The following is a 17,516-nucleotide window of genomic DNA, read 5'->3' as shown; positions in this document are numbered from 1 at the left end:
AGGTTAGGAAACTTTGTCATCGACGCCTCCAGAGACCAGTCGTGACGTGGGCGCCGGCCTCTTCGACCCCGTCGCCCGCAACGCCCCGCAGCAGCCGCACCATCGACGGCAGAACGGCGGCCGCCACCACGAGCTGTCCGGCGAGGTACGCGACGCCGACCCCGGTCACCCCGATCTCGGCCATCGCGACCAGCGACAGCGATACGACCAGGGCGCTCGCGGACGCGTGCACCGCGATGATCCGACCGACCCTGCGCCGGACCCGGGACACCGCGACGAAGACGATCAGCAGAAGCTTGGGCAGCACCGCGACGGCGGAGAGCCGCAGGACGTCCGCGCCGCTCGACGCGTAGTCGCGGCCGAAGAGGGTCAGCAGCAGCGGCGCCGACACGCAGAGCAGGACGACCGCCGGTACGAGGAGGAGCAGCCCGCGCCGCAGCACCTGCCGCACGTACGCCGGAAGCCGCGACTCATCGGCGGAGGCCTCCACGGTCAGCGAGGTGCCGAAGTGGTACGCCACCATCTCCAGGGAGCCGCCCAGCAGCCAGGCGACGTAGAAGACGCCGTTGGCCTCGGCGCCCAGCCGCGCGGTCACGATCAGCGGGAGGGCGTTCGTGCCGGCCTGCAGGAAGAGGTACCCGACGTAGTCGAGCGCCACGAACCTGGCGAGCACCCCGCGATCCGGCAGCGCGACCGCCGTACCCCGCTCCCGCAGTCGGGGCAGCAGCCGGCGGAAGACCAGCACGTTGACGGGGATGAGCGCGACGACGACCGCCAGGTTCCAGGAAAGGAAGATGCCCAGGCTGGGCAGGGCGCCGGCGAGCAGCACCAGCAGCGCGATCTTGAGGATGCCGAAGGCGGTGTTCTCGACCGGGACCCACACCACACCGCGCAGGGCGGTGAGCACGCTGTCCTGCAGGGTGAAGATGCACCAGCCGGCTACGGAGAGGATGAACGCCACCGCGAGCAGGGGAGTGCGGTTCAGGAAGTCGAACCGGCCGGCAACCAGGGGAGCGAGCAGCAGGAAACCGGCACTGAGGGCGAGCGCCGCGAGGCAGCTGGCCCCGTACGCGTAGCCGACCAGCCGGCCGCCCCGCTCCGCCGCCCTCGGCAGGAAGCGGGCGAGCGCACCGTTCAGATTGAGCTGGGAGAGGTTGCTCAGGAACGACATCGTCGACACCATCGCCGCGCCGATGCCCAACTCGGCCGGGGAGTACAGGCGCGCCGCCAGAGCCCAGTACACGATGCCGAGCAGCGAGCTCACCGCCGTGTTGAGCATCAGCGCGTAGACGTTGCTGTTCAGCGGATCGCGCAGGTGTTGGCGCAGCCGTACGCCGATCGGCGCGGCGACCGTGCCGACGCCGGCAGCCGCCGGACCGACCGACGCGTTCGCGGTTCCGGCACGTGGGGCGCTCATCGGGTCACCTCTCCTTCCCGCCCGCGGTGCTTCCTCCCCGCCGTCCCGAGGTCGGCTGGCTCAGTCGCGGGCGCGCGGCGTGCAACCAGGTGTCGGGCCCGTCGGAACGCCCGCCAACCCCGGGTGCGCCACCGCTCGCCCCGCCAGGCCAGCGGCCAGCCGGTGCCGTCGAGCAGGGCCGTGATCCCGGCGATCCCGGTTTCCCGCTCGATCAGCACCCGGGCGATGGCGAAGACGTCATCGTCCGGGTGGCTCAGCGCGTTCTTGACTCCGCAGGCGGACGAGTAGCCGGCCGCGCGCACCGCGGTCCGCACGGCGATGCTGTGGTAGCCGTACGGATAGGCCAACGACCGGACCGACGTCCCCGTTCCGTCCTCCAGCACCTGTCGGCTCCCCACGACCTCCTGATGCAGCTCGGACGGGCGTAGACAGTCGAGCGCGCGGTGGCTCCGGCTGTGCGACCCGATCTCCACCCCGTGCGAGTGCAGCTCGCGGAGCTGGTCCCAGTCGAGCGACGGATCCCCGTCCGAGGGCGGTGCCACGCCCACCCGCGCGGCGATGACGTACGCGGTCGCCATGAGCCCGTGCCTGCGCAGCACCGGCAGCGCGACCTCGGCGAGGTCGGGGAAGCCGTCGTCGAAGGTGATCAGCACCGGTCGCGGCGGCAACGGGGCCAGCCCGCGCAGCACGGCCGCGTAGCCGCTCGCCGTCATCGGCGTGCGCCCGCGCTCCCGGATCAGCGCCATCTGCTCGTCGAAGTCGCCCGGCGACACCGCCCAGCGCAGCGTGCCGTCGCGGCGCACGTCGCCGACGCTGTGGTAGCAGAGGACGGGGACGACGGTCTTCGGTGCGCGGTTCATCTGCGGCTCCGTCCGGATCGGGCCGCGGCGGCGGCGTAGTAGGCCGGTCCGAGCGCCAGCCCGCAGAGCTCGAGGGCGGTCAGCGAGGCCGGGTAGCCCTCCTGCTTGCGGCCGTTCCTCGCCGACCCGGGCCGCAGTGCGTAGGCGACGCCGCCGGGCAGCCGACCGAGCAGCTCCCGTCGGGCGGTGGGATCGGCCGCCAGGCACTTCGTGATGACGGCGCCCAGCCCGACCCCGTACCGGAACATCGTCCGGCGCAGCGCCCGCAGCTCACGGCGGTGCGTGTGCCACACGACGGCCCCCGGCTCGTACGTCAACACGTGGCCGGCCAGTACCGTACGCAGCAGCACGTCGATGTCCTCCCCGGTGCGCAGCCGGGGATCGAACCCGCCCAGCCGGCGCAGGACGTCGGCGCGGAACGCCATGTTGGCGCCGGAGCCGTACGATCCGGGCAGGTACGGGTAGAGCGACGGCGGTGGCTGGTCCACGCGACGCGCGCCCCCCGCGTCGAGCGTTGCGGACCCGGCCCGGTCGAATCGCCGCCGCTGGCAGCCCTTGCCATAACCGCCGTACTGCTCCAGCCAGATCTGCGACGGCGTGTCGAGCTTTCGGGCGAGGACCTGACCGGTCACCCCGGCGACGTCGTCGCCGGTGAAGCCGTCGACGAGGCTGCGCAGCCACCCCCGGTCGAGGGTGACGTCATCGTCGGCGAAGGCCACGATCGCGCCCCGCGCCTCGGCCAGCCCTCGGTTGCGGGCGTGCGCGACGCCGGGTCGCGGTTCGCTGGTGTAGCGGAGCCGGGGATCGTCGGCGGCGCGCGCGGCGACGACCCGCGCGGTGGCGGCGACCTGCGGCGCGTTGTCGACGACGACGATCTCGTAGTGGGGGTAGTCGAGCGCGGCGAGCGAGTCGAGGGTGGACTCGAGGAGCGGCGTGCGTCCGCACGTGGGGACGACCACGCTGACGAACGGGGCGGGTTCCACGACCGCTGGGTGGCAGCGGCAGGAGGCGCCGGCGGCGACCAGGCCGGCCTCCCCGGCCGCGGCGGCATCCAGCGGGTCGAGCGTGGGCAGGCCGTCGTATAGCAGATGCTCGTCGATCGCCGCGGAGAGGCGGGCCCGGATGGCGGCGGAGAGCGCCGGCGCGGTCAGCCCGCCGGCCGGCAGTGCGACGTCGACCAGCCCGAGCGGCTGCCCGTGCAGCCGGACCAGGACCTGCGCCGCGCCGTACCGGGCGCCGTCCGGCCCGCCCGTGTCGGGCACGTCGGGCATTCCCTCGGAGAGCTCGACGGCGAGCACCCGGACCGGCGCCGGACCCGCCCGGCGCCGGGGGACCGGCGTGCCGACCGCCTGAGAGGCGCGCAGGGCCTGGGCCGAGACGTACCCGGCGGCGGTCACCAGCAGGCCGGCGACGATCGCGGCGGACCGCAGCAGTCCGGCGCGATCGCCGTCGCGGACCTGGCGCAGGCCGCGGCGCACCCCGGCCGGGAGGGTACGGCGGGTGTACGCGCGCTCGGTGGCGAGCCCGGCGTCCGCGCCGACCAGCCGGGCGACGACGGCCTTGGACCGCCCCTCGGAGAAGCAGCGCTGCCGAAAGTAGCGCCACGTTGCCCGGTCCACGGTGACCCGGTGCCGGACCCGGGCCGCGGGCTCGTGGAGCACCACGCCGTCCGGTTCGAGCTGCCGGATACGGATGCACAGCTCCGTTTCCTCGCAGCCGACCGGCGTGCGACCGACGCGGCCGAGCGCGGGGTCGAAGCCGGCGGTGCGGTCCAGGACCGACCGGCGGAAGGACATGTTGCAGCCGATGACGTTGCGCACGGGGGTGACCTCGGTGGGCTGGCCGGTGAAGCTGCACCCGACGACCCAGTCGAATTCGGGGGGCAGCCAGCGCGGCCGTTCCTCCTCCCAGGCCGGTACGGCGTGGCCGCCGACCGCGAGCACCCGCCCGTCCCGGTAGTGCGGCAGCAGCCGTGCCAGCCAGTCGGGCTCCGCCTCGGCGTCGTCGTCTAGGAAGGCGACGATCTCGCCGGTCGCCTGGGCCAGCCCGGTGTTGCGGGCCGCCGAGAGGCCGCGCGGGCCGGTGCTCGGCACGACGGTCAGCTCCGGGAAAGTGGCGCGCGCCCGCTCCAGCAGCGCCGGGTTGTGGTCGACGACCACGACGACCTGTGCTGCCGGTACGTCCTGCGCCAGCACGGAGCCGACCGCCCGGATGATCTGCGGCCACCGCTGCTCGGTGTAGACGCAGATGACCACGGTCACGGCCAGGGCCGGGCCGGGCCCCGCTGGCGCCTCCGGACCGAGGACGGCGACCACCTCAGATGTTGACGAGGACGCGCTCGACGTTGCCGCGGATCCAGCGTGGATCGTCATGGTCACCTTCCGAGTCGATGAACAGCAGGATGTGGCGCATCCAGTAGAGGAGCAGCGCCGGTCGTGGCGGGATGCCGTCCAGCCAGTCGGCCGCCTCGCCGGCGGGGACATCGAGCGTCCGGTCGAGGCCGTGCCGCAGCGCGTGGACGACGATCTCGCCGAGTTCGTCGCCGCGGGCGAGCCGGCGGGCGAGGACGTGCAGGTGTAGCAGGTCGTGCAGGGGGAGTTGGCGGGGTGCGGCCCGGTCCCAGTCGACGATCCCGGTCACCTGCCCAGCTGGGGAGGTGGCCAGCAGGTTGCCAGGCCAGAAGTCGCCGTGGATCCAGGAGGTGTGCACGGTGCGGCCGACGAGGGCGACGACGAGTTCCTCCCGCAGCCGCCAGACCGTGTCGAGGAGCCGGCCAGGTCGCGGGTGGGTGGCGACGAACTCCTCCAGCCGCCGGAGTGGGGCGTCCACCCACTCCGCCAGGGCGGCCCGGTCGAGCATGGTCCGTTCCCGGGTGGGCAGGTGGAGGTTGCGGATGACCCGGCTGGCGGACGCGAGCAGCGCGGCGCGCCGGGTACGCCTCAGCATCATCCCGTTCGCCGGAGCGCCGCGCAGCGCCTCCTCCACGCAGTAGTAACGTCCCTCGATCTCTCCCTGTGCCGCGCAGTACGGCAGGAGCTGGCGCAGGCCGGGCAGGCGCGGGTTCGTCCGCAGCACGTCGAGCACCTCGGCCTGGCGCCGCAGCCCGTCGACGGCCTGGTCGGTCCAGGGCACCTTGACCATGTAGCGTCCGTCGGCCCCGCGGCCCCGGACCGTGGCCACCGCGACGGACGTGCTGGTGAAGGCGACGGTCTCGGTCCGCCACCGGGTGTCGTCGGTGGCGGTCGCCCGGGCGACCAGGCGGGGGGCGACGGTGGCGGTCCAGTTTCGTTCGGGCCGGTGCAGCCAGCAGGCGAGTCGGTCCCGCAGGACCGGCTGCGCCCACTGCACCGCGACCTTCACCGGGCCGTCCGCTCGAGGTAGTGCCGCCAGATCCGGCCGAGCGCGTCGGCGAGCACCAGTTCCGGCGCGCGGTCGGCGTCCACGCGTTCCAGGTGGGGAATCCGCCGGCGCAACCGCCGGTACTGCTCTCGTTCCGCCTCGAGATGCTCGGGGTCGTATTCCCCGGAGCGGCGGTACATCACCGACCCAGGAACGTCCAGCAGCAGCACCACGTCGGGTGCCGGGCAGAGCCGGCTCAGCAGCTGGAAGTACGGCCGCTTGAGCCAGACCAGTGGCCCGCGCGGCGGCAGCAGGGCGTCGTAGACGTAGCGGTCGAAGACCACCATCCGGCCCAGCGCCCGGTGGCGCAGCGCCGCCAGGTAGCGGCGCCACACGGTGAACGGGCGCAACAGGATGCGGACGGCCTGCTCGGTGGTGCCGCGCGGCGCCTCGTTCGACTGCCAAAGCCCCATGTAGACGCGGCGCACCGGGAAGTAGAACGTCGACTCGATGCCCTCGGCCAGGGTGGACTTCCCCGATCCGTCGGGGCCGATCAGGGCGACGCTGACACCCCGACGGCTCCACGCCTGCAACGGCCGCTCGATCGCACGCAGGGCGGCCGAGCCGACCACCCGGCGGGCCGCGCTGGCCGGACGGGCCCGCCACCAGGCGGTGAGCAGGTGCCGACGGACGGCCCGCAGCGCCGCCGGGCGACCGGCCCGCCAGTACGCCAGCAGCATCCGGGCCGCCCGGTCCGGCAGCGCCCGGGCGAGTGGACCGTCGAGCGTGGCGTGGTCCTCCAGCTGTCGCAGCCGACGGAGGTGGTGGCCGGCGACGGTGCCCTTGTCGAGCACGCAATGCAGCAGCAGCGCCCAGAACTCGTCCCCGGGCGCGAGCACCCACACGTCGTCCTGACGTGCGCGGCGGCCCAGGCACCGGTCCGCGGCCAGGGTGCGCACCTCGAAGTGACGGCCGTAGGCGAGCTCGGTCACCAGGTCGAGTTCGACCCACGAGTTGGTGGCCGGGTCCAGGCCGAGGAAGAACCGGTGACTGCCCCGGCCGTGACCGGCCAGGCGGGTCAGGCCCTGGGCCTCGATGACGGCCACGGCCCGCGCGAGATCGGCCGGCGCGACCAGGAGGTCCAGGTCTCCGGGGGCGATGAGCGCCTCCGGACCACCGCGCAGCAGGCACCAGCGCACGCCGGCCCCGTCGAGGCCGGCCAGCACCGCCCGGGCGAGCCCGGGCGCGGCCGTTGCCGGTTCCGCCGGCCGTGGCGGTTCCCGGTGGCCCGCCACCACGGTCGTGCCGTCGCCGCTCATCGTGCCTCCGGAAGCGGCGTGGCCGCGGCGGCCGGGCGGAGGCACATGGCCCCCGGTACGGCGGGCGCCGACGACCCGGGGGCGACGGGGAACGTGAACTCGACCGGCGTGTCGGTCCGCAGCGGGACGTATCGCACCTCGTACGGCCCGAGGCGGAGCGGCCGGCCCTGCACCTCCAGGTCGATCCGGTCGTCCTCGGTGTGCACCAGGAGGACACCCTCCCGGCCCCGGACCAGGCCCAGCTCCGGCACCGGCCAGGAGACCGCGTCGGGCCCGGCGCGGTCCGCGAGCACCTGCTGCAACCGGGCGACCGCCTCCGCGTACGCGAGGGGACGGCCCCCGCCGTGGCCATCCGTCGCGCTCCAGAGCGCGGGTCCGTGCGTCTCGTCGGTGTCGCCCTGGGGTTCCCAGATCAACGCCGTCGTCGCCCCCTGGTCGGCCATGTGCAGCAGGGCGGCGAGACTCCGTTGGTCGACCACCCCGCAGGCGCCGGCGAGGGCGGACGGGTGACTGGCGGTGTTCGAGCTCGCCCAGATGTCGATGACGACGTACGGACCGCCGACGGCGAGGGTCGGACCGACCGCCTTGAGCGCGTCGTACACCGTGTTGTAAAGGTTGGTGTAGGCCTCGTAGTTCCGCCGGTTGCGGGTGGCGTCCCAGAATTCCTTCATCTCGTTCCAGACCTGGAAGTGCCGCACGTCGGGGTAGCGCCGGGCGACCGCCGTGGCGAGCGCGGCGAAGTCGGCGTAGTGCTCCGGCCGGGGCGCGACGTGCAGCCGGTCCCAGTTGGTCTCCCCGGGGCGGCCACCCTTCATCCAGTCCGGCGCGCAGCAGAGCGTGATGACCGGGGTGCCAGCGGTGGACCTGATCAGTGCCATCCGCCGGTCCAACGAGGACCAGTCGAACTTTCCCGGGCTTGGCTGCGGGTTCACCGTCCCCGAGCCGAAGATGTGCTGGTTCTGGTAGCTGGCGGTGGCGGTGAGGACGGCCTTGGCGGAGACGATGGCCGGTGCGCTGCCCCAGTCGTCGACCGAGTGCCGGGTATGGGTGACGCCCACGGAGAGGGTGCGCGGGTCGGGGCGGTGGCCGTGTGGCGCTGACCAGTCGTATCCGGCCGCGTCGGCGCCGATCGGTGTGGGACTGGCGCCGTGGGAAGCGTCCGGGGCGGGGCGGCTGGAGATCACGAGGAGGGTGATCGCGGTCAGGGCCGCGGGAAGGACCAGCCAGCGGAGGACGGCCGGTCGGAGCGGTCCCGGCCAGCGAGGCGGTGTACGGCTCATGCACTACTCCCGCACCGGCCGGAGCGCCAGGATCCGCCGTACGCCGCGGCGAGCGCGCTGAACCAGCGGGGTGATCGGCACCCGCTCGATCCGGTAGCTGGCGTAGTCCTGGCTGACGGCGCCGAAGCGGCTCTTGAACAGCTCCAAGGAGGAGACCCGGGCCGAGTCGCCCATGTTGTAGGCCGTGCATCCGGCCTCGATCGCGTCCGCGATCGCCGTCCTGTGCAGCAGGTAGTTGGCATAGACGGGGCCGGCGAGCTGTTCCAGCATCGCGCCGCGCCAGTACATCGCGGTGGTCGCGCCGCGCAGCACGACTATCGCGGCCACCGGGCGTCCCTCGTGGTACGCGGCGTAGATCCGGCACCGGGAGCCGAGCATGTCGGCGACGGTGCGCAGCTTCCGGTGCGGCTCCCGCCGGGCCGCCAGCTGCCGGGCGAGCGGAAGCGGGAGGCGGTCCCGCCGCGCCCAGCGGTCGACTGACTGGCCGTAGAGCTGGTGGAAGACGGAGACCAGGCGGCCGCTGTCGTCACACTCGACGACGACGCCGGCCCGCTCCGCCCGGCGGATCCGGTTGCGGGTGTCGCTGCGGAACCGCTTCCGCCAGACCTCGTCGAAGCCGCCGTCGAGGAAGAGGGTCTGCGCCATCCGCTCCTCGCGCAGCACGCTCGCCGGCACCACCGCGTCCCACGTCCCGGCCGTCGCCGGGTCGGGGCGGACCAGGGTGCTCAGCACGCGCCGCTGCGCCAGGTCGGTGACCACCAACCGGACGTCCTCCGGGCGGAGCTCACCGCCGTCGCAGACCAGCCCGCCCGGTCCCCACCCGGCCGGGAGCCCGAAGTCCGTCGCGAGGATCGCGCCGAGCCCCGGGCGTCGCACCAGCGGAAGGACGAGGCGCCTTCCGTCGACGGTCTCGTAGAGCCGCGAGACGTCCTCGTACCCTTCGACCGTGCACACGCAGCGGAGCCAGGTCGGCGTCTGGCTGGGCAGGGCGGTCGGCGCGGAGGCGAGCACCTGCTCCCACGCCTCGGCTGGGGCCGGACTCGTCACCCGCAGCGGTCGCGGGTCGCCGGGGGCCGGCCCGAGGCGGAGCTCGAGGCTGGTCCCCGCGCTCACGACGAGCCCAGCCGCAGGTCGGCGTGCCAGTAGCGCTGGGTGGAGTCGTTGCTGGCCATGACCACCATGCCGGTGGCGCTGGTGACGTCCTGCTTGGTGGTCGTCACATTGTTCATGTTGGGCGAGAGGGCGTCCCTGATGACCGGGGTGCCACGGCCTAGGGGAAAGGCGATGCTGCCCATGGGGGAGCTCTTCATGAAGATCGTTCCCGGGTAGCCTGAGTAGGGACACCCGCTGTCCGGCGCGGTCATGAAGACGTACAGCGTCTGATGTTCGGAGTCGAGCAGCAGGACCGGCCGGGTGTGACAGTCCCTGATCCGGCCGACCGGGTAGCTGGACCAGTCGCCGGTCGACGGGTCCCGGGCGAGGATCATGATCAACGGCGCCGCGGACGAGGCGCCGGCGTCGTCGAGCCCGGTCTTGACGGCCGCGAAGACCCGTCCGGAGGCGTCGGCCTGCAGCGCCTTGAGGTTGATGTGGTCGTCGGCGCTGTTCGGACCCTGGATCGCCGTACGCGTGACGTCCCAGCTGGAGCGCGGCGCGCCGTCGGTGTGCTCGGCGAAGTACATCGCGGACGTCGCCTGGTTGCTCCACATCACGCCGGTCCCGGTCCCGCCGAAGCTCACCACCGACGAGATGTCGTCGCTGGACAGGTTGGCCGCGGCGGCGACCGGGAGCACGAACGGCGTGCCCCAGACCGCGTCCCCGCCCGTCGTGTTGTTCACATAGACCTTCGAGCCCTGCGTCCAGGTCGCCCAGAGCAGGCCCGTCGAGTCCTTGTCGATGGTCAGGGTCTCGCTGGAGTAGTTGCTGATCTGCACCGGGAAGCCGCTGTCGCGGCTGTAGGTCCTCGTCGCGGCGTCGTAGCTGAAGCGGTAGAGCCGGGCCGGGTTTCCGGACGTCGCGCCGGTCGAGGAACTGGCCCGGACGTGCGAGGAGACATAGAGCCTGGTGCCGTCCCACAGCACGTCGGAGCGGGTCTTCGGTCGGTTGTCGACGATGGTCCCGGTGTCGACCCACTGCCCGGTGGAGCGGTCGAGCCGGAATATGTGGTGGGTCTGGCTGCCGGTATGGAACAGCACCGCCCACCAGGCGCCGTCGTTCCACCAGAGCTTGCTCTCCGGCTTCTCACCGGTTGCCGCCGAGCCGTCGCCGGACGTGGACGGACCGAGGAGGCCGACGTCGCCGGTTGCCGCCCCGGCCGGCGTGGCGAGCCCGGTGGGCACGGGGGTGGCGCCGAACAGCAGGCCCAGCAGCACGGCGAGCGCGTAGGAGCCGCGCACCACCGGAGCACGTCGCAGTGCACGCTTCCTCATCGGGTCACCTCGCTCAGCGCCGGGCTGGTCCGTGCGGCGACCGGGGGCTGCCACCGGTGCAGCACGCGGTGGTCGATCGGGTCCACCACCGGTCGAGGGCGCCGGACGACCCGCTCGCGGATCAGGGTTCGGAGCACCCGCTGACCGTCCCGGAAGGTGTGCAGGTTGGAGGTGCCGCAGCGGCGCGGGAGTTCGGTGCTCGGCACCTCGGCGATGCGGAGGTTCGCCTTCAGCGCGTGGACCACGAGTTCGGTCTCGATCTCGAAGCCGTGCGCGGTCAGAGCGAGCGCCTGCAGGCAGTCGCGACGGAACGAAAGGAAGCCGTAGCACAGGTCGGTGAAGCGGACGAGGAAGAAGCTGTTCGTCAGCCGCACCAGCATATGGTTCCCGGTGCGGCGCAGTGGAGTCAGGTCGGTCGATCCGCCGCCGGTCAGGAACCGGGAGCCCTTGACGAAGTCGTAGCCGTTCATGAGCGGGGTGACGAAGCGGTGGATCTCGGCGGGATCCATGCTGCCGTCGGCGTCGATCATGACGATCAGGTCGCCGGTGGCCGCGGCGAACGCCACCCGCGCCGCGTCACCCTTGCCCCGGCAGTTCTGCGTCAGCACCACGATGTCCGGCCGGATGGCGCGGGCGACCTCGACCGTCCGGTCCGACGAGTGCCCGTCGACGAGAACCACCTCGTTGACGATCGGCGGCATGCGCTCGAGCACCCAGGCGATGTTCTTCTCCTCGTTGAGCGTTGGGATGACCACGCTCACGGTCTCTCGCCCGGGACCACCGTTGACCACTCCGGCGTCGCCCTCGGGCCGTTCCCGCATCCGCAGGATGCTCAGTGGCCGGTCATCATGCTCCGACGGTGCCGTGCGTGGCGGCGCGGTCAGCAGGCTGGGGACGTGCGTGTCGATGTCCCGGTTCAGCGTCACCGGATCCCCTCTCCGCGGGGCGCCGTCAGACCTTTCCGCGATGCGAAGTCGGTCCCCCTTCTACCGCCGCCGGCGACATTCGTTGTACCTCTCATCAGCCCCTCTTCCCCCGTGATGCCCATGCGGCAGTGAGCCATTTCGCATGGAATGTCCGAATTGTTCGAATCGGCCTCTTTGGACCGGGATGAACAGGAGGCAAAGCTAACATCACGCAAAGGCGAACACGCCGGTTTTACGTGACAGATCGGGCCGATCCGGACGAAGCGTCGGGTGTGCTGGCCCGAGCGGGCTACCGGTCGGACCGCCGGCTGATGTCCCCGGTGGTGGTGGCCGCATCTCGGGCACGGGTTGATCGCCGTCGTGGACTGGAAGATGGCGACGGGCAGCGCTCGGGATGCGACGTCCAGGGAGGTGCCATCGATGCTGAGCCGGCGATGGGGGAGCGGCGTGTCGGCAGCGGTGTGCGCTGAACGGCAGGCGGGCCGCAAGCAACAGCGTCGAACGGCCTTTGAATGGGCCTTGACCTGCGGTTTTGCACTTCGCCGGGCGGAGACCCAGCAGGCGCGCCCCGAATCGCAACAAACTGCACCCAACGGCACTAACAGTAGTCGACGACACTCTATATTGCCTGGTGAAAGTATCCGCAGGGCTGTGCGTTAAGGATCAGTGGCTGTACGGACCTTGCCTGCTTCATCGCAGGTTCACCGGTCATGCCGAAGAACTCGTCTCGGCCACACCGGGCACCCGACTTCGCTACCGTCGGGGCGTGGTCGAGGTGAAGCTGTGCCTACGTGGCGGGCCGTACGACGGGCAGACCGTGGCCTGGGAGGTGCCGGACGCGGAGGATCCGCCGATGTCGTACGACCTGAAGCTCCATGGACCGCACGAGGCCGCGGAGACCTACCGGTACCGCCGGGCGGCGCGCGCGCCGGAGGACGCGGCCGAGGACTGGATCTACGAGGCGTCCGACGTCGGGCCGCGGTAGGAGAGCGGCCGTGACGTGAGCGAGGTGCTGGAGGACGGCGACATCTACTTCCTCTACCGGCCGCGGGTCGGCGAGCGGCACGTGGAGTCGCTGGACGAGGTGCAGCGGTTGCTGATCGTGTTGCACCCGTGGCACGGACGACGGCGTCTGCGGCTGCTCGTCGTGGGCCGCAAGCGCCTGCCCGAGATCGACGAGCATGACCGTTTCTGGGCGTTCGTCGACACCGTGGTGAGTCGGCCGGCGGAACTCTACGAGGCGCTCCGACCGCACCTGTACGGGACGAAGACCCGGGGTGAGCGGTTCCAGCCACCGGCCCGGCCGGTGGCCGAGGGCGCGTACTGCGTCACCCGGCACGACGACCACACGCATCTGGCGTATCAGCTCGAGCTGCCCCGCCGTCCCGGGCCGCCGCAGCACGAGCTCCGGATCGAACCGGAGGCGAGCTACGTCGTCACGGTGAAGAATCCGCAGGCGCCGTCGCCGCCCGGGGTCGGCCTGCGCGGTCCGGCTCGCGCGGAGCTCCCCGCCGACCTGCAGGAGCGCTTCGGCACCCGCCGGTTCGCGCCGCTCGACCCGCCCCGGTTCCTCGACCACGCGGGCGTGGAGATGGTGCTGGTCGGGGCGGCCCACGACGCGTCGACCGAGCTCGGGATCGATCTCGACGCCGAGGTCGAGCGGGCGGCCCGGAACACGATCTTCGAGGATCTGCGCATCGGACGCGCGGAGCGGCGGGAAGCTCCGTCGCTCACCGCCCGGTGGCAGTGACCGCCTCCCGCGACCCTCACCTGCCGGCGGCGACGAGGACGACTGGTACCGCCACCACGTTGACCCGGCTGCCGTCGCGCGGGGAGACCTCGTACACCTCGATGGTGCCGGGACCGGTGGCGGCCACCCGGTAGCGGACGGTGGCCCGGTAGTCGCCCCGGCAGCCGGAGCCGCAGGCGGCCGTGGTGAACGAGGTGCCGACCTCCCGAGCCGTCGCGTCCAGGACGCGGACGCTCACGGTCGCCTCGAAGACCTCCGCGCTCCCGGTCACGCTGACCGGGCTGGTGACCCGGTCACCGACCGACGGGCCGGTCACCACGATCGCCGACAGCAGGTCCGCGTAGTCGTCCCGCCCGACCGGCGCGGCGCCGGCGAACGCCACCCCGCGCACGGTGGGGAACTGGGTCAGCGTCCAGACCACCTGGGCCCGGCGCAGCCGGACGGCCGCCGCGCCACCGTCGGCGAAACCGGCTGGCGGGGCCAGCGTGGCCACCCCGTCGGCGATCCGGACCACCTGGACGCCGGTCGGCACCCGGGTGGTCAGGCCGGCCGCCGCCTCGGCGCGGGACGGTCCGGCGGCCAGTTCGGTGAGCGCCAGGCGGGACGTGGCGACGGTGGCCGGGAGCGTACGCCGGGTCGGCGCCAGCCTCCCGTCCCGGACGAACCAGAGCTGCACCACGATCGTCCCGCCCTCGCCCGACTCGTCGGGCGCCACCGGCACCGTCGTGGTGGGGGAGGCCGGTGGGGGACGACGGCTCGGCGTGGTGGTGGCCGGTGCGGGGGCGCGCGGCGTGGCGGTGGCGCCGGCGGTCGGTGACGCGCCGACCGGCGCCGGCCCGAGGGTGCCCGTCCGGGCCGGGGCGCAGCCGGCGGCGAGCAGGACGAACGCCGCGAGCGGAACGAGCAGCCGCCTCACGAGTCACCCCCCGGAACGTGAACGGGCAGGTCGAGCCGGAACCGGGTGCCCCGGCCGACCTCGCTGCGCACGCCCAGCCGTCCGCCGAGCAGCCGGGCGTTCTCCCGGGCGATGGCCAGGCCCAGCCCGCTGCCCGGGCCGGTGCGGGACGGGTCCGCCTTGTAGAACCGGTCGAACACGTACGGCAGGTGCGCGGCGGGGATGCCCGCCCCCTCGTCGCGGACCTCGACGGTGACCGACCCGTCGGTGCGCCACACCTCGGCCCGGATCGCGCCGCCGCCGTGCTCGACCGCGTTGGAGACCAGGTTCGCCAGCACCCGTTCCAGGTGGCGCGGGTCGGTGTCGACCGGCGTCGCGTCCCCGGCCACGGTCACCCGGTCGGTCCAGCCGCGGGCGTGGACGATGCCGCCCAGCAGCGCGACGACGTCGACCGGCCGCGCCGACACGGCCTCCCGCCCGGCGTCGAGCCGGGAGATCTCCATCAGCTCCTCGACCAGCCGCCGCAGCCGGACCACGTCGGTGACGAGCAGCTCGGCGGCCCGGCGGGCGTCGGCGGGCAGCGCGTCCAGCTGCTCGGCGAGCAGCGACGCCGCCGCCACCAGGGCGGTCACCGGCGTACGCAGCTCGTGCGCGACGTCGGCGGTGAATCGCCGCTCCCGGGCCTGGGCCCGGGACAACGCCTCGATCTTCGTCTCCAGCGCCTCGGCCATCTCGTTGAACGACGCGGCCCAGGCGCTGAACTCGTCCCGGCCCCGCACCGGCAGCCGGGTGTCCAGCAGGCCCTCGGCGACCGCCCGGGCGGCCCGGCTGGCCCGCCCCACCGGTTCCAGGGTGCGCCGAGCCAGGGCGTTGCCCACCCCCGCGGCGAGGAGCAGCACCGCCGCCCAGCCCACCACCAACGCCGTCCGGAGCTGGCCCAGGCCGTCGGCCAGGTCGTCCTCCACGGTCACCACGTACAGCTCCGCGGTGGAGCCGGGGATCCGGCCGCCCACCACGAGCAGGTGCGGCCGGGCGTCGGCGGGGGAGCGCTGGTAGCCGAGCTGCCCGGCGGCGACCGCGGCCCGCAGGTCCCGCCCGGGGGTCGGGGCGTACCGCGGGTTCGACGCGGCGGTGTCCCCGGCGACGAGCAGCACGTGCCGTCCGTTGCCCTCGAAGCTGGCCAGCAGGTCCGCCCGGCGGGCGTCGGTCAGCGGCAGGAACTGCCCGGCCAGCACCAGCTGGTAGCGGGCGTCGGCGGCCGCGCGTTGCAGCGAGCCGTCGAACCGGGCCTGCCGCAGCATCAGGTACGAGCCGCCGGCCAGCACCCCGGCGGAGACCCCGGCGACCAGTACGAACGCGACGACGAGCCGGCGCCGCAGACGCCCCGGGGGTACGCGGCCGGCCACGACGTCACCCCGTCGACAGCTTGTAGCCGGCGCCGCGGACCGTCCGGATCAGCGCCGGCTGGCCGGGGTCGTCCTCCACCTTGGCCCGCAGCCGCTGCACCGCCACGTCCACCAGCCGCGAGTCGCCGAGGTAGCTGTGCCCCCACACCCGGTCCAGCAGCAGCTCGCGGGTGAACACCTGACCGGGGCGGCGGGCCAGTTCCAGCAGCAATCGGAACTCGGTGGCGGTCAGGGTCAGCTCCCGTCCCGCCTTCCGGGCCACGAAGCGGGCCGGGTCGATCTCCAGCGGGCCGGCGGTCACCGTGGTCTCCTCGGCCGGGGCGACCGCCCGGCGCAGCACGGCGCGGACCCGGGCCACCAGCTCCGGCAGGTCGAACGGCTTGCGCAGGTAGTCGTCGGCGCCGCACTCCAGCCCGACCACCACGTCGATGGTGTCGGTGCGCGCGGTGAGCATCAGGATCGGCACCTGGCTGGTCCGGCGGATCTCCCGGCACACCTCGAAGCCGTCCAGGCCCGGCAGCATGACGTCGAGCACAATAAGGTCGGCCGGCCGGGCCCGCCAGCCGGCGAGGGCGGTCGGCCCGTCGACCGCGGTGTCGACCCGGAACCCGGCCCGGCGCAGACCGAGGGCGGTGACCTCCCGAATGGAGGCATCGTCCTCGACGACCAGCACGCGGCCCTCCATGACGACCTCAGGGTAGCTCCGGCGCGACGCGGCGGGACCCTGGCGCAACGGTCGGTGATGAGGGCCGACCGGCCCTCATCACCGGCATGGTCACTGCTGCCACTGGTGCGCCACGTCGAGCACGACCCGGCTGTGCGAGCCCGGACCGGTCAGCACGAACACCCGGTACGGCAACTGCGCCCGGACGCCCACGGCGAAGGTGGTGTACCCCTCGAAGCTGCCGCCGAAGACCACGTCCCGCAGCGTCCGATAGCCCAGCACGTTGATCGCGTGGTCACCGGTGCGGTACGGCACGGTGGCGACGTGGCTGTCGTCGTACGCCGGGGCCCGCAGCGAGACCCGCAGCAGCGCCCCGCCCGCCGTGTACGGCGACAGCGCCAGCCCCTGCCCCTCGGTCCACGTCTCGCCGTACGCGACGGAGAAACCGTTCGCCGGTCCGGCGAACTCGAACACCACCCGGTCCCAGCAGTCGTGCCGCCCGGCGCGAACCTCCGCGAGTGGGGCGCCGCTCAGCGCGCCGCCCGACTTGGCGGTGCTGCCCCAGGTGATCCCGCAGTACGGCGTGGTCGCCGCAGCGGCGCCCCCCGTCCCGGCGAGCAGCCCGCCGAGCACCACGGTCAGCGCTACCAGCGCTCTCCTCAGTTTCATCGTGCCCTCCCTGTCGATGTCGCGGGACCTGCTCCAGCGGTCCCGACTCGACGGTCGGCGCGCCGTGCCACAGCGGCTTCGCAGCCGGGTAACCGGCAGGTAACAGTCCGCGGTGGCGCAGAATGGCCGGATGTCCGACCGCTCCCCGCGTACCCCCTCGGTGTCCTGCGTCTTCGTCTGCCACGACGGTGCGGGCCGGTTGCTGCTCGCCCGGCGCGGCGCCGGTGCCCGCGACGAACCCGGCACCTGGGACACCGGCGCGGGCGCGCTGGAGTACGGGGAGACCTTCGAGGCCGCCGTCGCCCGCGAGGTCCGCGAGGAGTACGCGACCACGCCGCTGGAGATCAGCCTGCTCGGGGTCCGCAACGTGCTGCGTGACGACCCGCCGTCGCACTGGGTGGCGGTGGTGTTCGCGGTCCGGGTCGACCCGGCGACGGTCGCCATCGGCGAGCCGCACAAGTTCGACCGGCTCGGCTGGCACACCCGGGACGACCTGCCCACGCCGCTGCACTCGCAGCTACCGCCGACGCTGGCGCTGCTGCCGGACCAGCTGGGCTGACCG

The 17,516-nt window shown here is 73.2% G+C and carries 16 protein-coding genes; 3 read left to right on the top strand and 13 right to left on the bottom strand.

Annotated features, from left to right (window positions below):
• Window positions 1–16 precede the first annotated feature (16 nt).
• From DKT69_RS19230 to DKT69_RS19190, 9 genes are read right to left on the bottom strand one after another with little or no spacing between them, the layout of a single operon-like run.
• Window positions 17–1,417: a lipopolysaccharide biosynthesis protein gene (locus DKT69_RS19230; protein ID WP_109802909.1), complete on the bottom strand. Its 1,401-nt coding sequence runs from the start codon at window positions 1,415–1,417 to the stop codon at window positions 17–19.
• Window positions 1,414–2,277 carry a polysaccharide deacetylase family protein gene (locus tag DKT69_RS19225; protein WP_109802908.1) on the bottom strand — a complete coding sequence of 288 codons (864 nt, stop codon included), beginning with the start codon at window positions 2,275–2,277 and terminating at the stop codon, window positions 1,414–1,416. Before DKT69_RS19225 ends, DKT69_RS19230 begins: the two co-directional genes overlap by 4 nt.
• On the bottom strand, window positions 2,274–4,649 hold the full coding sequence (locus DKT69_RS19220) for a glycosyltransferase (protein ID WP_109802907.1): 2,376 nt from the start codon (window positions 4,647–4,649) through the stop codon (window positions 2,274–2,276). Before DKT69_RS19220 ends, DKT69_RS19225 begins: the two co-directional genes overlap by 4 nt.
• Window positions 4,594–5,637: an aminoglycoside phosphotransferase family protein gene (locus DKT69_RS19215; protein ID WP_109802906.1), complete on the bottom strand. Its 1,044-nt coding sequence runs from the start codon at window positions 5,635–5,637 to the stop codon at window positions 4,594–4,596. Before DKT69_RS19215 ends, DKT69_RS19220 begins: the two co-directional genes overlap by 56 nt.
• On the bottom strand, window positions 5,634–6,935 hold the full coding sequence (locus DKT69_RS19210) for a nucleotidyltransferase family protein (protein ID WP_109802905.1): 1,302 nt from the start codon (window positions 6,933–6,935) through the stop codon (window positions 5,634–5,636). Before DKT69_RS19210 ends, DKT69_RS19215 begins: the two co-directional genes overlap by 4 nt.
• A complete protein-coding gene (locus DKT69_RS37825; RefSeq protein WP_146231139.1) occupies window positions 6,932–8,215 on the bottom strand; it encodes a GH39 family glycosyl hydrolase in 1,284 nt (427 codons plus the stop codon). Before DKT69_RS37825 ends, DKT69_RS19210 begins: the two co-directional genes overlap by 4 nt.
• Before the next feature lie 3 nt (window positions 8,216–8,218).
• Entirely contained in the window at window positions 8,219–9,328 is a 1,110-nt protein-coding gene (locus DKT69_RS19200) for a GNAT family N-acetyltransferase (RefSeq protein WP_109802904.1), read from the bottom strand.
• The gene (locus tag DKT69_RS19195) at window positions 9,325–10,644 is read right to left on the bottom strand and encodes a hypothetical protein (RefSeq protein ID WP_146231138.1); all 1,320 of its coding nucleotides are present in this window, start codon (window positions 10,642–10,644) and stop codon (window positions 9,325–9,327) included. Before DKT69_RS19195 ends, DKT69_RS19200 begins: the two co-directional genes overlap by 4 nt.
• On the bottom strand, window positions 10,641–11,570 hold the full coding sequence (locus tag DKT69_RS19190) for a glycosyltransferase family 2 protein (protein ID WP_201749737.1): 930 nt from the start codon (window positions 11,568–11,570) through the stop codon (window positions 10,641–10,643). Before DKT69_RS19190 ends, DKT69_RS19195 begins: the two co-directional genes overlap by 4 nt.
• A gap of 766 nt (window positions 11,571–12,336) precedes the next feature.
• Between DKT69_RS19190 and DKT69_RS19185 the strand changes: the two genes are divergently transcribed.
• Window positions 12,337–12,555 carry a DUF8847 domain-containing protein gene (locus DKT69_RS19185; RefSeq protein WP_109802902.1) on the top strand — a complete coding sequence of 73 codons (219 nt, stop codon included), beginning with the start codon at window positions 12,337–12,339 and terminating at the stop codon, window positions 12,553–12,555.
• Between the two features lie 15 nt (window positions 12,556–12,570).
• Window positions 12,571–13,320, top strand: coding sequence for a hypothetical protein (locus DKT69_RS19180; protein WP_109802901.1), 750 nt, complete (start codon window positions 12,571–12,573; stop codon window positions 13,318–13,320).
• Between the two features lie 16 nt (window positions 13,321–13,336).
• Here DKT69_RS19180 and DKT69_RS19175 read toward each other — a convergent pair whose 3' ends face one another.
• From DKT69_RS19175 to DKT69_RS19160, 4 genes are all read right to left on the bottom strand, one after another.
• A complete protein-coding gene (locus DKT69_RS19175; RefSeq protein ID WP_236648058.1) occupies window positions 13,337–14,236 on the bottom strand; it encodes a Gmad2 immunoglobulin-like domain-containing protein in 900 nt (299 codons plus the stop codon).
• Window positions 14,233–15,621, bottom strand: coding sequence for an ATP-binding protein (locus DKT69_RS40855; protein WP_304598692.1), 1,389 nt, complete (start codon window positions 15,619–15,621; stop codon window positions 14,233–14,235). The genes DKT69_RS19175 and DKT69_RS40855 overlap by 4 nt, the downstream gene beginning before the upstream one ends.
• 4 nt (window positions 15,622–15,625) lie before the next feature.
• Entirely contained in the window at window positions 15,626–16,306 is a 681-nt protein-coding gene (locus DKT69_RS19165) for a response regulator (RefSeq protein ID WP_109802900.1), read from the bottom strand.
• 90 nt (window positions 16,307–16,396) lie between these two features.
• Window positions 16,397–16,954, bottom strand: a complete 558-nt coding sequence (locus DKT69_RS19160; RefSeq protein WP_109802899.1) for an AMIN-like domain-containing (lipo)protein — start codon at window positions 16,952–16,954, stop codon at window positions 16,397–16,399.
• Window positions 16,955–17,084: 130 nt separating this feature from the next.
• On the opposite strand from DKT69_RS19160, the gene DKT69_RS19155 reads away from it, so the two are divergent.
• Entirely contained in the window at window positions 17,085–17,513 is a 429-nt protein-coding gene (locus DKT69_RS19155) for an NUDIX domain-containing protein (RefSeq protein WP_109802898.1), read from the top strand.
• The last annotated feature ends 3 nt before the right edge of the window (window positions 17,514–17,516 follow it).

Origin of the sequence: Micromonospora sicca (genome assembly GCF_003172935.1) — a bacterium.
Classification (GTDB): Bacteria; Actinomycetota; Actinomycetes; order Mycobacteriales; family Micromonosporaceae; genus Micromonospora; species Micromonospora sicca.
This window is presented reverse-complemented; position numbering and strand designations above follow the sequence as displayed.

Excerpts from the sequence above, each read along its gene's own strand:
- DKT69_RS19230 (WP_109802909.1), bottom strand. The coding sequence starts at position 1,417 with ATGAGCGCCCCACGTGCCGGAACCGCGAACGCGTCGGTCGGTCCGGCG.
- DKT69_RS19225 (WP_109802908.1), bottom strand. The coding sequence starts at position 2,277 with ATGAACCGCGCACCGAAGACCGTCGTCCCCGTCCTCTGCTACCACAGC.
- DKT69_RS19220 (WP_109802907.1), bottom strand. The coding sequence starts at position 4,649 with ATGACGATCCACGCTGGATCCGCGGCAACGTCGAGCGCGTCCTCGTCA.
- DKT69_RS19210 (WP_109802905.1), bottom strand. The coding sequence starts at position 6,935 with ATGAGCGGCGACGGCACGACCGTGGTGGCGGGCCACCGGGAACCGCCA.
- DKT69_RS37825 (WP_146231139.1), bottom strand. The coding sequence starts at position 8,215 with ATGAGCCGTACACCGCCTCGCTGGCCGGGACCGCTCCGACCGGCCGTC.
- DKT69_RS19195 (WP_146231138.1), bottom strand. The coding sequence starts at position 10,644 with ATGAGGAAGCGTGCACTGCGACGTGCTCCGGTGGTGCGCGGCTCCTAC.
- DKT69_RS19165 (WP_109802900.1), bottom strand. The coding sequence starts at position 16,306 with ATGGAGGGCCGCGTGCTGGTCGTCGAGGACGATGCCTCCATTCGGGAG.
- DKT69_RS19160 (WP_109802899.1), bottom strand. The coding sequence starts at position 16,954 with ATGAAACTGAGGAGAGCGCTGGTAGCGCTGACCGTGGTGCTCGGCGGG.
- DKT69_RS19155 (WP_109802898.1), top strand. The coding sequence starts at position 17,085 with ATGTCCGACCGCTCCCCGCGTACCCCCTCGGTGTCCTGCGTCTTCGTC.